Annotated in this window: 10 protein-coding genes and 1 other RNA gene; 1 reads left to right on the top strand and 10 read right to left on the bottom strand. The window is 41.7% G+C overall.

From position 1 onward, the window contains the following. Positions 1-95: 95 nt before the first annotated feature. The 9 genes from mraY to recJ form a co-directional block, all read right to left on the bottom strand. A complete protein-coding gene (gene mraY, locus SINDD18_RS00075) occupies positions 96-1,076 on the bottom strand; it encodes a phospho-N-acetylmuramoyl-pentapeptide-transferase (RefSeq protein ID WP_061862650.1) in 981 nt (326 codons plus the stop codon). A 1-nt stretch (position 1,077) separates the two neighbouring features. Continuing rightward, complete coding sequence (pbp2X, locus tag SINDD18_RS00070) at positions 1,078-3,333, bottom strand: penicillin-binding protein PBP2X (RefSeq protein ID WP_061862649.1); 2,256 nt, start codon at positions 3,331-3,333, stop codon at positions 1,078-1,080. A 3-nt stretch (positions 3,334-3,336) separates the two neighbouring features. Then, complete coding sequence (ftsL, locus tag SINDD18_RS00065) at positions 3,337-3,654, bottom strand: cell division protein FtsL (protein ID WP_000229661.1); 318 nt, start codon at positions 3,652-3,654, stop codon at positions 3,337-3,339. A gap of 9 nt (positions 3,655-3,663) precedes the next feature. Continuing rightward, positions 3,664-4,614 (bottom strand): 16S rRNA (cytosine(1402)-N(4))-methyltransferase RsmH, encoded by a 951-nt coding sequence (gene rsmH, locus SINDD18_RS00060; protein WP_061862648.1) that lies wholly within the window; start codon positions 4,612-4,614, stop codon positions 3,664-3,666. Positions 4,615-4,685: 71 nt separating this feature from the next. Continuing rightward, a complete protein-coding gene (gene uvrC / locus SINDD18_RS00055) occupies positions 4,686-6,509 on the bottom strand; it encodes an excinuclease ABC subunit UvrC (protein ID WP_061862647.1) in 1,824 nt (607 codons plus the stop codon). A gap of 70 nt (positions 6,510-6,579) precedes the next feature. Beyond that, complete coding sequence (locus SINDD18_RS00050; protein WP_049508294.1) at positions 6,580-7,281, bottom strand: matrixin family metalloprotease; 702 nt, start codon at positions 7,279-7,281, stop codon at positions 6,580-6,582. 106 nt (positions 7,282-7,387) lie between these two features. Further along, positions 7,388-8,167: an alpha/beta hydrolase gene (locus SINDD18_RS00045; protein WP_049508296.1), complete on the bottom strand. Its 780-nt coding sequence runs from the start codon at positions 8,165-8,167 to the stop codon at positions 7,388-7,390. A 65-nt stretch (positions 8,168-8,232) separates the two neighbouring features. Next, entirely contained in the window at positions 8,233-9,894 is a 1,662-nt protein-coding gene (locus tag SINDD18_RS00040; RefSeq protein ID WP_061862646.1) for a ribonuclease J, read from the bottom strand. A gap of 557 nt (positions 9,895-10,451) precedes the next feature. Next, positions 10,452-12,677, bottom strand: coding sequence for a single-stranded-DNA-specific exonuclease RecJ (gene recJ / locus SINDD18_RS00035; protein WP_061863211.1), 2,226 nt, complete (start codon positions 12,675-12,677; stop codon positions 10,452-10,454). Between the two features lie 206 nt (positions 12,678-12,883). Here recJ and ssrA point away from each other — a divergent pair. Then, positions 12,884-13,231, top strand: a transfer-messenger RNA (tmRNA) gene (gene ssrA, locus SINDD18_RS00030). Between the two features lie 266 nt (positions 13,232-13,497). On the opposite strand, the gene SINDD18_RS11080 is transcribed toward ssrA, so the two are convergent. Beyond that, on the bottom strand, positions 13,498-13,719 hold a 222-nt coding region (locus SINDD18_RS11080), incomplete at its 5' end, for a hypothetical protein (RefSeq protein ID WP_346962577.1).

The raw sequence follows: 13,719 nt of genomic DNA, 5'->3' as shown, positions 1-13,719 counted from the left end.
TCCACTCAACAACTGCGTCTTGCTCGACAATCCATAGACAATTGAGAGGCTAGGACTTTTGTCCCAGCCTCTATCTAATGATTCTACATTCTTTTTTAGAATAAATACATGAAAGCCAAAGTCAAGAGACTAGCAAGTAAGCCCACTCCCCAGAAGAAGAAATCAACCTTCCACTCACTCCAAGCTTGACCTTTCCCAGAAAAACCACCCAACTCAAAATGGTGATGAACTGGTGTCATACGGAAGATACGTTTTCCTCCAGTCAACTTAAAGTAGGTAACTTGCATCATAACAGATGTGGTTTCAAAAACATAGACCAAACCAATCAAGAGTAACGTCCATTCTTGGTGTAGCGCCATGGAAATAGCCGCCAACATCCCTCCAAGAGCTAGGCTACCAACATCTCCCATGAAAACTTTAGCAGGCTTGTGGTTAAAGACAAAGAAGCCAAGAAGACCACCAATCATAGCTACAATCACTAGTAAGATATCAAGCTGATTTTGCACATAGGCAATCACTCCATAGGCAGATAGGCTAATCACCACCGAAATACTTGCCAAGCCATCGATTCCGTCAGTCAGATTAACTGCATTTGAAAAACCGACCAACCAGAAGAGGGCAAAGAGAATATAAAGAACACCTAAATGCAAGGGATAACCAAATACATTTAAGATATCTCCTCCTCTTTCATAGAAGAAATAGAAGATCACTCCTCCGACCAACTGAAGCAAGAGCTTCTGTTTAGGATTAAGTCCTTCATTGATTTTGCGGAAAACCTTGAGGAAATCATCCAAGAAACCGACCAAACCATATAAGACCAGGATGAAGAGGATCATTCCGACATTATTGGTTAATTGATTAGTCACGAGAGCAAGGACCAGACTAACGAAAACTCCTGCTAGGAGAAAGACGAGTCCTCCCATTGTTGGTGTCCCAGCTTTTGCTTGGTGTTGTTTGACATCCTCATGCATCTGTTGACCGGTAATCTGTGCTTTATGGTAAAAACGGATAAAGGCTGGAATTCCTATGACTGTTAGAATAAAGGCAATCACTCCAGCAAAGATAGAAATAAGCATTCTAATCTCCTAATGTTATTTTTATTTTCTGTAAATCTTTTAAAGCTGTATTAGAACGAACACTTTGCTTTTTAACAGTTTCTCCTGTGCCTTCAAACTCAACTTCAAGATTCAGCCATTTGGCAAAGGTTTCAACATTTTTCTTAGACCAGCCATATAAGTCAGGCATCTCTTCTACCTTATCTGAAAGGAGTAAGATTTGCTGATTGGCGTCTAGATTGGTTCCTTCTGCTACAGAGCTTTCTTTGATTTTTGTTCCCGAACCGATAACAATTGGTTGTACAAGGTTACGACGGAGTTCTTCAGCTAAATCTCCAGGGCTAGAGTCCTTAATGCTAGGCATGGCATAACTAGTTGTAGTTGTCACTTGGTCCAAATTCTTAGCCGCAGATTGAAGATTGAGCGTCTCTTTCATGGCTGAAGCTCGCTCCAAAATCGGGTTAGAAAACTCTCCTAGTTGTACTGAAGTAATATGTTCTGGTTGTTGAACTGTCACATAGAGGATAAAATCAGGATTTTCACTCGGATTCATCGAAACTACTGAGTAGATATAGTTGGTGCCTCCCTTTAAGTATCCCCCTTTTTGTTCGTCAGCAATCTGGGCAGTTCCTGATTTTACAGAAACAGTCTGACCTGGTACAGTAACGATTGGTTTACCGGTAAGTTTATTGTACATTGTACCATAAACGGGATCTGTACCAACCAAAATCATATTTTCTCGAGTCAGACTAGCCGCTTCTTTTGATACAGGATTACCTACAATTTCCTTTTTGGACTTCCGCACGGTCTGATCATTAGGATCATAAAGGGCACTGATAAACTTAGGCTCTAGCATAACCCCGTCATTAGCAATGGCTGTAAAAGCTCGAAGCATCTGGGTTTGGGTAACAGAGATACCTTGACCAAAAGCACTCATGGCAATATTAACAACGTTATCTGCAGGTAGTTGTCCCGCATACTCATCGGGCATTCCAAAACGAGTTGGAACTCCAAACTTGAATCGATTAAGGTATTCTAACCAAGTAGCATCCCCCATCTTTTGTTGGAGCAAGGTCATACCCACATTACTTGAGTGTGCAAAACCTTGCGAGTAAGTCATGATACTTCCAGCTGACAAGCCATCATTAACATCCCAGTCCCTGATAGTCGCATCAGCAACCTTTAATTCACTGCTATTAAAGTATTCGCCTCCAGAGAAGGTTTTATTGTCAATAGCAGCAGCTAAGGTCATGACCTTCATGGTCGAACCTGGCTCATAATTACTTTGATAGAGGATATTTCGCCAAACAAAGTCATCTGTTATGCCTTCTTTTGTATTTGCATCAAAAGTCGGTCTTTGGGTTGTGGCAAGAATTTCCCCTGTCTTGGCACTAACCAAGGTCGCATTCATGTACTTGCCCTTAACTTTTTCTTGAAAAGCATCCATTTGACTTTCCATAAAGGATTGCAATGGACTGGATAAGGTCGTGTAGACATCTTTTCCATTTACCGTTTGTTGGGTAACTTGTTCCGTACCTGGAACAATATTACCTAAACGATCTTTTTCATAGGTAATAATGCCATCTGTCCCTGCCAGCAAGCTATTTAAGGAGCTCTCCATACCAGATGTCCCAATAAGGCTTTTTGTCCCATCCTCATTTTCATGTAACTGAGCTAAACCAATAAAGGATGAAGCAAATTTTCCATTTGGATAACTTCGATTGGGACTAGTGGTAAAATTGACACCCTCGACCTTGGCAGCTTCTAAGTCCTGTTTAATGGACATCATATTAGCGTAGGTAATCCCATTTCCTTTAGCACCAAAGGAAACCTGTTTGAGACTTGGTTGAGAGAGTTGATCCTTGACGTAGGTCTCCTCCATATCCAAGTACTTATGGAAAATTTCGGCTACCTTATTGTACTGAGATTCTTCTACATATAGAACATCTCCATTAGCTGACTTATAATCCTTATCAATAACAGCATAAACATTGTAGGAGGTTGCATCTTCTGCAATCGGCGTTCCATTACGATCATAAATGGTTCCCCTCTTAGCAGGAACTGTTAGAGTCGTTTGGTGAACCTTACTGGCTTCTTTGACCAGGTCAACACCAAACTTCTTCCCCGTACCAATAATCACCGCAAAATTAACCAAAAAAACAGCAAAGAGAAAGACGGCTAAGAGACTAAGGCTCTTCCCAACTCGTCTGCGGTTTTCAAGGGGAGATTTGCGATTCTTAATGGCAAAGTGTACTATTTTTTCTTTCCAGGTTTTCATATACTACTCCGCCGATCGGATATTTTCATTATTCAGTTGCAGTTCTTGCGAATCCGCAATTCCTGTCAGACGCTCTGAACGGATCAATTCATTGACTTCTTGCTTAGCATCATCCAGCTCTGTCTTCTTTTCTTCAATCTGAGCATTAACAGTCGTTAGTTCACTTTGGACTTGCAAGAGCTTGGTCTGCATATAAACCACACTGATGGCTAAGACAAGGGCTGTAATGGCAATCGAAAGGTAAAAAGCCTTCTCAACACGTGAAAATCTCTTGATACGAGCTTGCAGTAATTGGCTCGTCGTTTCTCTTTTTTCTACCATTTTATCCCCTTACTTATGAATTTTTCGAGCTACTCGTAACTTGGCTGAGTGGGAACGATTATTGGCCTCCAACTCCTCCTTGCTTGGTAAAATCGGTTTGCGAGAGACTAATTCCATCTTGGGCTTAAGATCATCTGGGATGAAAGGCAAGCCTTTTGGCACTTCCACTGTTGAAGCTTCCTTGAACAATTGCTTGGTCAAGCGATCTTCCAGCGAATGAAAGGTAATGACTGAGATTCTTCCATCCACTGCTAGTAATTCCATAGCTTGTTGGATGGACTCATCTGCAGCTCCTAATTCATCATTGACCTCAATACGGATGGCTTGGAAAATTTGCTTGGCAGGATGACCTTTTTTCTTGAGTTCCTTGGCAGGCTTAGCAGACTTGATAATCTCTGCTAATTCTGTTGTCGTTTCAATCGGCTTCAACTCACGCGCCTGTTCAATCTTCCGAGCGATCTGTTTGGAGAATTTGTCCTCGCCATACTTGAAGAAAATACGAACCAAGTCATGATAGTCATAATGGTTCACTACTTCATAAGCTGTCAGACTAGCTTCCTGGTTCATCCGCATATCCAGTGGCGCGTCCTTCTTGTAAGAAAAACCTCGCTCACGCTGATCCAATTGCGGGCTCGAAACTCCCAAGTCATAACAAATGCCATCAATTTCTTCTACACCCGCTTCTTGTAAACGGGCTTTCAAATGACGGAAGTTGTCCTTGATGAAGGTGACCATTCCTTTTTCGATATAAGGTGCCAAACGTTTTTGGGCATTATCAATGGCATTCTGGTCCTGGTCAAAGGCATAGAGATGCCCCTTTTCACTTAATTTACTTAATAAATACTCGCTATGGCCTGCTCCACCCAAGGTCGCATCAACGTAAACACCATCAGGTTTTACATCAAGCATATCAATGGTTTCATGGAGCATGACCGTTACATGATGAAATTCTTTAGTCATATCTTATCTATTTTACCACAATTCTGACTAGCTTGCACTCGCTAAAGCAAAAACCTTTCCTTGTTACTTTATCACTTGTATTCAGCAGGCGACTCTGCTACCTGAGCTAGTTCTACGCGTTCTTGGGGATTCAAGTGTTGGTGAACAGCCTCTGCTACTGCTCTTGGTATACCAACTGCGACAATCTCATCCACGCTGGCTTCCTTGATTTTTGTCAGAGATTTGAAATATTTCATCAAGTTCTGCTTACGTTTTGGACCCAGGCCTTCAATTCCATCCAATTGAGAGGAGAAGGAATTTTTCGAACGGAGTTGTCGGTGGAAGGTGATGGCAAAACGGTGTACCTCATCCTGAATGCGTTGCAGGAGGAAAAATTCCTGAGAATTCCGAGACAGCTCCACCACCTCAAGCGGATCTCCAAAGAGTAATTCATGGGTTTGGTGCTTGTCATTTTTTTGCAGACCTGCAATGGGAATATCCAAGCCTAGCTCCTCTTGGATAACTTGCTTAGCAATATTTACCTGACCTTGCCCCCCATCAATGACAATCAAATCTGGCGGGGTCAAGCCATCACGCTGGACGCGCCCATAGCGTCTGCGGATGACCTCTCGCATACTAGCATAGTCATCTGGTCCGACCACCGTCTTAATCTTGTACTTGCGGTAATCCTTCTTGCTCGGTTTACCATTGACAAAAACAACCATGGCAGAAACTGGACTAGTCCCCATGATATTGGAATTGTCAAAGGACTCGATGCGGACTGGGGTTGGAATTTGTAAGAGTCGTCCCAAGTTTTCAATGGCACCTTGAGTCTTTTCAACTGATTTTTCTAGCAGGTTAAATTTCTGCTCTAGACTAACACGCGCATTTTTGATAGCGAGATTAACCAGTTGTTTTTTCTCCCCACGTTGGGGTTTGAGAACCTTGGTATCCACCAAAGCCTTAACAGCCTCGTCATCAATATCCTGAGGAATCAAAATTTCATTGGGAACCAGATGAGATTTTTCTTGATAAAACTGCCCAACGTAAGTCAGGAAATCTTCATCTGGATCATTGTAGTAAGGAAAAAGGTTGACATCACGCTCAATGAGCTTACCTTGGCGGACAAAGAATACCTGAACGCACATCCAACCCTTATCCACGTAGTAACCAAAGACATCGCGATTTTGGAGATCCTTGGCCATAACTCGTTGCTTGGTCCGAAGGGTTCCAATGGCCTGAATCAGATCTCGATATTCAGCTGCACGCTCAAATTCCATACTCTGAGCTGCCACATTCATCTTTTCCTTGAGGTCATCGATGATTTTGTCATCCTGTCCCTTAAGAAAATCAGAGACTTCTTGGGCCATAGCTTTAAAATAAGCCTCGTCTTTCTTACAGATGGTGTGAGCCACGCACTGCCCGATATGGTAATAAAAACAAACCTTCGATGGTGGATTAGTACACTTGCGAAAAGGGAAAATCCGATCCAGAAGTCGCTTGATTTCATTGGCCGCCCCCACATCCGGATAGGGTCCAAAATAGAGACCTCCGTCTTTCTTGACCTGACGGGTGATAATCAAGCGAGGATAGCGCTCATTGGTAATTTTGATGAAAGGATAGGACTTGTCGTCCTTGAGCATAATATTGTATTTAGGCTTATTTTCCTTAATCAAGTTGATTTCCAGAAGGAGGGCCTCAATATTGGATTCCGTAACAATAAACTCAAAGTCTACAATTTCAGACACCAAGGCTTCTGTCTTGGTATCATGACTCCCACGGAAATAGGACCGTACACGGTTACGTAGATTTTTAGCCTTTCCTACATAGATAATCGTTCCGTTTTTATCTTTGTGAATATAACAACCAGGGCTGGTCGGCAAGAGCTCTAGTTTTGATTTAATCAAGTTATTCATAGTTCCATTATAGCAAAAAGCCCCCTTCATTGCTTACATCAAGGAGCTCTATTTTTCGTTTGAAAATCACTTATTCTCCAGACTCATATAGTTCTTGAACTGCTTGAACATCTTGAGCCTGAATACCATAATAAGAACCTGCTGGCTGCATGACTGACACTTCATTAGTATGTTCCAAGCCAATGGCATGACCTAGCTCATGCTCTGCCGTATGCAAGATACGATCATAGGTATAGCCATAGTTTGGATTGGATAGATAATAATGATTCAAACGAACTGTTACTGAAGTAAATTGTTTGGTTAGGAGATTTGTCTGGCTCTCCGCCTCACCAGCAACAGATGTGGAACCATCATTCATTTCAGTAGCAAAAATAGTTGCTTGGTCAGGTTCTGTCACAAGTACAAAATTAAAAGCACCGGTCTGATTCCAATTGGTAATAGCCTCAACATAAGCCTTTTGAAAGGTTGCATCCATTTGAGGATCAATATAAATTGTCGCCTGCGCTTGGGGCCATTTTACTCCTGAATCTTGATGATGATCGGTCTGAGACAAGCCTTGCAACTTACCAGTTTCTTGCCATTGATGCCAACCTGCTTGACCAACTTGAACAAGTTGCCCCGCTTGATTGAAGACACCAGATAAATCTCCCGTCACATACCAGAGAATCCCTAAAGCAATGAGAATTAAGACTACAAGAGTCCACACAAGGCGCCAGAACATGCGCCAAATTCCTAGTAACAATCGACATAGAACACGTATAATCCAGAACATGATTTCCCGCCTTTCTAAAAAAATAAGAATCCACCTTTAAACCATGGATTCCCATTCTAAAGATAGATTCCTTATTTTACTTTAGTAAGCTGAAAGAAAACTAAAACTAAGACAAGCGTTCTTCCAAAACAAAATCAATCGGCAGTGTAGCCAAAAACCGTTCCAATTGTTTTTCCCAATAATACCATTCATGAGTTCCTGCACTATGGCTATAGGTCACATCAAAACCAAGCCTTTTGAGGTTCTTCACCGCTAGGTTATTGGCAGCATACAAGACATCTTGCTCGCCACACCAAACCCAAAGCTTGGTCTTCTTGTCTGACATTTTTGCAAGGCTTTCAAGTGAATAAGGACTAGTTTCCCAGTTATCAAGCTTGCCAAAAACTCCTCGCCAGTAAGCAAGCGTTCCAAGATTTTGACTTTCTGGAGAAAACTCTTCGAAACTAAGAGCACCAGAAAAACTAGCTGCGTGTGAGAAACGATTGGTTGACAAAGCCAACTTGAAGGAACCGTAGCCTCCCATTGAAAGGCCAGCGATAAAAGTTTTTTCACGCTTGCTAGACATATTAGGGAAGAAACGTTTGAGCACTTTAGGCAGTTCTTCTGCTAGAGCTGTATAGTAGTTATAGCCATACTGAGTATCTGTATACCAACCGTTACTTGTATTAGGCATGACAACAATCAGATTGGTCCCTCGCACCAAGCGCTCTACATTGGTCCGTTTGAGCCAACTGTTGTGATTTCCTGACATCCCATGAAGGAGATAAAGAACAGGAATATCCGTAGAATCTGGCTCCTCAACCCGAGACGCATCAGGGTAGAGAACATTCACTCCCCACTCCATATCTAAAACTTCTGAGTAATACTCAATCTTCATTACTGCCATAACTTGCTCCTTATTCATTTAAGATAAGAAAAAGCCGAAACTCGACTTTCTCTTGCTATTTGATCCTATTTTGCTTCCATGACTACTGGTAAGATAGCTGGGCGACGCTTGGTTTGGTCAAAGAGGAACTTGGCCAAATTATCACGTACCTTACCTTTGAGCTCTGCCCAATCAAACTCTTCACCTTGTAGATAGTCTTCTACTGTTTGATTGACTAACTCTGTACTTTCGCGCAAGATATCACGGCTCTTCTTGAGATAGACAAATCCACGCGTGTGCACTCGAGCTTTAGCAATGATTTTCTTCTCGCGACGGTTAACAGTGATAGCCACGATGAAAATCCCATCTTCTGACAAGACCTTACGGTCACGAAGAACGACATTCCCAACATCTCCAATAGCATTCCCGTCAATCAAAACATCGCCTGCTGTAACTGCACCAGATGGAACAAAGTCCCCATGCTCGTAAGACATAGTAGTCCCTTTTTTAGGGATAAAAATACGTTCTGGTAGCATACCAACTGCCATAGCAGCCTTAGCATGGGCATCCAACTCACGGTATTCTCCTTGGATCGGGAAGAGATACTGAGGTTGCAAGAAATTGATCATCAATTGCAAATCACGCGCATTCCCATGTCCTGACACACGCAAGCTATGAGTAATTGGCTTGACAACTCCACCTGCTTGGTAGACCATATTTTCTACACGCGCCATAACCGCTTCCTTGGCGATTGATGGTGTTGTAACGATATAAACTAGGTCACCTTCTTTGATTTCAACATAACGGTGACGACCGATAGACATCTTGCGTAGGCCGTTAATCGGTTCACCCATACGTCCAGTTTCAAGAATGATCAACTCATGAACTTCAAAACGCGACATATCTTTTGGTTTAATCAAAAGATTTTCACTTGCTAAAGATAATTTTTTCAAGCGAATCGCTGTACGGACGATATTTTCAATATCAAATCCTGTCAAAACAACACGGCGTCCTGTCTCCGCGGCTGCATCAAAAACTTGCTGGATACGAGAAAGGTTACTTGCAACCGCAGCAACGATGATACGTCCATCCCAGTCAGAGATGGTTTGCGTGATTTCTACACCAACTTCATTTTCACTGGCTACTTGGATATTGCTATCTGCATTAGCCGAGTCACTGAGCAAAGCCAAGACCCCTTCGCGACCAATCTCTGCCAATCGACCGAAGTCAGTAGCATAGGATTCACTAGCCGTTTGGTCAAACTTGAAATCTCCTGTGTAAACAACATTTCCTTCAGACGTTTTTAAGACCACACCCAAACTTTCTGGGATAGAGTGGGTTGTACGGAAGAAGGATACTACCGTTCCACCAAAATCAATCTCTGTATTTTCATCAATGACATGGAAATCATCAAATTTCTTGACACTGTCATTCCCCTTAACAAAAAGCTTGGCAAGTTCGATGGTCAGCTCTGAGCCAAATACAGGAACCTTAGCTTCTGCCAAGAGATAAGGAAGGGCACCAATCGCATCCGCATGCCCGTGTGTTAAGAAAACCCCAGCAATACGGTCGCTATTTTCAAACAGATATTCCATATTTGGAATAACGACATCGACACCCAACTGTTCGTTTTCAGGATATTTCAAACCTGCGTCCAATACAAAAATCGAGTCGTTAATTTCTGCGATGTACATGTTTTTACCATTTTCACGTACACCCCCAAGTGTTGTTAATTTAATAGTATTCATTTTTCCTCCGAATAGTCACTTCAACTGTTTGTAGAGCTTTAAAAACTCTCTTTTTCTGAAAGTCCAATTCACTTTCAGCCGAATCTTTTCCATTCATTATACCATTTTTTTAGTAATTTTCAAAATGAATCTTACAGAACCTAACACTTCAAATATCTATTTTTATCTTATAAAGCCAAGTTGGCTAAATCCCAACTAAGCCGTCAGATTACTTCTAATCTTCAACTGTTTTAACAAGATCCAAAAGGGATTCTCAGCCACAGCAGGTTCTCTTTTCTCCCAAAATCCTTATCCTCCATCAACCTTTATATCACACACTTTTTCACATTACCTTCTAATAGAAAATCATCCTGGCAAGCAGCTTTATCTCTTATTACAAAAATCATACATATCCAAAAGTATCCCTTTAGCAAAGATGAAGTCACTTCACCCCTTTTCCCTGTCAGTGTTTATAATCTACCAAGAATTCCTTTTTCATTCCTTTCTCCATTTTCTCCTCCAGCCAACTTCCACTTGATAGCAAACAAAAAGAGTCAGCAAGCCAACTCTTTCGATCTCTATTCACTTTTTTCCATCAAGAAATCATAGATTTCCTGGACTGTTCCAAGCGCCATAATCTCCTGATCTTTAACAGTTTGTTTTAGCTTTTGATAAATCTGACTTTCAGCCATATCACGCTTTTCAGCCTCTTTATTCACCCTCATGACACCATTGTCAATGGTCACAAATCCAAGCTCTTCAAATATCTGAATCATTTTGACTAATAGGATTTGCTCAATCTTGAGATAGGCCGCCAAATCCTTGAGTTTATAGCGAATATCAAACTCTGGGAACTGATAGATGGTTTTATACAATTTTGCAAACTGCTCTCTCGTTCCATAGCCCGTTAAGTAGTAAGCCTTGGCTATATCATTTTTAAAATAAATAGCAGAAAAATCCTGCTCCTGACAGATTTTCTTAAGAAAGGATAAATCTTCAGGAATATTTTTTATGACAATAGCTGAACAAGAGGTCACATCAGGCAACTCTTGCCTAAAGTCCAAAACAGGTACACCTTCTGGCAACAGGGCATTCTTGCCACGGATGTTAAAGAGCTGGACACCTTCTACACGGGCGTCAACCATCATCAACTGCAAGGTGGTTTGTCCATTCCATTGGTTGACAGAGAGAGTCACCGCCAATTCCAATTGCTTGGTCTGTGAGAATTCAGTCGCCCATTTCCCTTGACCAAAAGCGACCACCTCAAAACTAGCCTCACCTTTGGAAATTTTCAGCTTGAGATGAGCATTACCAGCCCCCATAACGCGAGCATTTTCAACTTGAAAATCTCGAATATAGAAGACAGGTTTTTGGTTATCCATCCCAAAAGGAGCTAGACGTTCAAAACTTTTCACCGTCTCCAAACTCAAGGCCTCTAAATCCAGTTCTTCGTCTAAAAATAGATTGTTTTTACCTTGGGCATCTGCACCTTTTTCTCGGATATAGGCTTCCAAAACATCAGACAAGACTTCCAACTTATCCACTTCAAGGGTCATACCTGCAGCACCTGCGTGACCACCAAATGCGATAAACAGTTCTCGATGTGGATCCAAGGCTTCAAAGATATCGACTGCTTCTATGCTTCGAGCACTACCCTTGGCACGTCCATCTTCGATATTCAGTACAATAACTGTCTGACCTAGTTCTTCAAGCAAACGCCCTGCCACAATTCCAAGAACTCCCGGATTCCAGCCTTCCTTAGCCAAAACTTGAACACTTTTCTCAGGATCCACCATGCCTTTGGCTTCATCGTAAATCGACTGAACAATTTCCTTACGTTCTTCATTTTTTTGATGAATCAAAAGGGCAGTTTCATGCACTTCCTCATCGTCAAATCCAGTCAACAAATCAATGGCTGGATTGGGATCATCCAGGCGTCCTAGGGCATTTAAACGAGGTGCCAACTGAAAACCAACCGTCTCTTCTGTCACATCGCTACTCGAAATCCCAGCGATTTCAAACATTTCCTGCAGACCCATTCGTTGAGTGTTGCGCAAGACCTCAAGACCATACTGGACCATGATACGATTTTCGTCCGTCAAGCTGACCATATCGGCAATTGTACCGATAGCAACCAAGTCTAACATCTCAACCTGCACTTCTTCCAAAAGAGCACATGCCAACTTAAAAGCGACACCACAACCTGCTAAATGTTTGAAAGGATAGTCCGCCCCTGGATGTTCAGGATGGATAATAGCATAGGCATCTGGTAAAACTTCAGGCATAGAATGGTGATCGGTCACAATGACGTCCACTCCCATAGACTGAGCTAAATCAATGGCTTCATGCCCCACCACACCATTGTCCACCGTCACAATCAAAGACACCCCCTGCTGTTCGATGAAATATTTGTAGACACTGGCATTTGGACCATAACCATCCGTAAAGCGATTGGGAAGATAAACAAGACACTCGGCACCTAACTGCTCCAAACTTTCCTTGACAATGGAAGCCGAAGTCATCCCATCTGCATCGTAGTCCCCGTAAATGAGAATCAACTCCCCTTGCTCAATAGCCTGACGAATCCGTTCTACTGCCTTTTCCATATCATGCAGAAGGTAGGGATCATGCAAATCCTCCAAAGAAGGTTCTAAAAATTTTTTCAGACTGGTCTCATCCTTGATACCTCGTTCAAATAACAAACGAGCTACTTCAGGGCCCAAACCAGCTTTCTTAGCGATCTTTGTAAAATCCGCATCCTCAACTTGCGGAGCAAATTGCCAATTATAAGTAGGAATTATCAAAAAAATCATCCACTCTTTCTTACGATTCTATCGTTTTATTATAACATGATTTTCAGTTTTTCTCTTGATTTTCTAACTAATTTGATGACTCTTCATCGCTCTAAACAGTCACTTTTAAAACATATACATGCCAAAGTGTCATTCCTTTTTTTACTTGACTTTTGCAATTTCCCCTCAGATAAGGTATAATAATTGTATTGTCTTTTGGGGTCGTTACGGATTCGACAGGCATTATGAGGCATATTTTGCGACTCGTGTGGCGACGTAAACGCTCAGTTAAATATAACTGCAAAAAATAACACTTCTTACGCTCTAGCTGCCTAAAAACCAGCAGGCGTGACCCGATTTGGATCGCTCGTGTTCAATGACAGGTCTTATTATTAGCGAGATACGATCAAACTTTGTCTAGCAGTTTGATAAGAGATTTATAGACTCGCAGTTTCTAGGCTTGAGTTATGTGTCAAGGAGCTGTTAAAACAATACATAACCTATGGTTGTAGACAAATATGTTAGCAGGTGTTTGGACGTGGGTTCGACTCCCACCGGCTCCATTATATTTTAAAAAGGCGGTGGGACAGAAATCGATAGACAAAGTCTCGATTTCGTAGTCCCAACCCCGCGAGGATGTTTATGAGCTTTTTGGAGTCTAAAAGACGAACAAAAAGTTCAATCAGCTACCGCGTCAAAGTTTGATTGCTAACAAAAAGTGAGGTCGGGATCTTTTGTCCCAACCTCTTTTTTGTTTGCCTAGTTTACAAGGCTCTATCTCCATATTTAAAAAATAATACTCTTCGAAAATCAAATTCAAACTACGTCAGCTTCACCTTGCCGTATATTTGTTACTGACTTCGTCAGTTCTATCCACAACCTCAAAACAGTGTTTTGAGCAACCTGCGGCTAGCTTCCTAGTTTGCTCTTTGATTTTCATTGAGTATAAAATATATTCAAAAAATGATTGGTTTAAAGGCTGATCATTTTTCTGTTGAAAGATCAACTTTTGCTGATAAATGCTGGAGACAGCAATAAAAAAACCAGCGATTGG

The organism is Streptococcus infantis, from assembly GCF_001579645.1.
Classification (GTDB): Bacteria; Bacillota; Bacilli; order Lactobacillales; family Streptococcaceae; genus Streptococcus; species Streptococcus infantis_E.
This window is presented reverse-complemented; position numbering and strand designations above follow the sequence as displayed.

Excerpts from the sequence above, each read along its gene's own strand:
- mraY (WP_061862650.1), bottom strand. The coding sequence starts at position 1,076 with ATGCTTATTTCTATCTTTGCTGGAGTGATTGCCTTTATTCTAACAGTC.
- pbp2X (WP_061862649.1), bottom strand. The coding sequence starts at position 3,333 with ATGAAAACCTGGAAAGAAAAAATAGTACACTTTGCCATTAAGAATCGC.
- ftsL (WP_000229661.1), bottom strand. The coding sequence starts at position 3,654 with ATGGTAGAAAAAAGAGAAACGACGAGCCAATTACTGCAAGCTCGTATC.
- rsmH (WP_061862648.1), bottom strand. The coding sequence starts at position 4,614 with ATGACTAAAGAATTTCATCATGTAACGGTCATGCTCCATGAAACCATT.
- uvrC (WP_061862647.1), bottom strand. The coding sequence starts at position 6,509 with ATGAATAACTTGATTAAATCAAAACTAGAGCTCTTGCCGACCAGCCCT.
- SINDD18_RS00050 (WP_049508294.1), bottom strand. The coding sequence starts at position 7,281 with ATGTTCTGGATTATACGTGTTCTATGTCGATTGTTACTAGGAATTTGG.
- SINDD18_RS00045 (WP_049508296.1), bottom strand. The coding sequence starts at position 8,167 with ATGGCAGTAATGAAGATTGAGTATTACTCAGAAGTTTTAGATATGGAG.
- SINDD18_RS00040 (WP_061862646.1), bottom strand. The coding sequence starts at position 9,894 with ATGAATACTATTAAATTAACAACACTTGGGGGTGTACGTGAAAATGGT.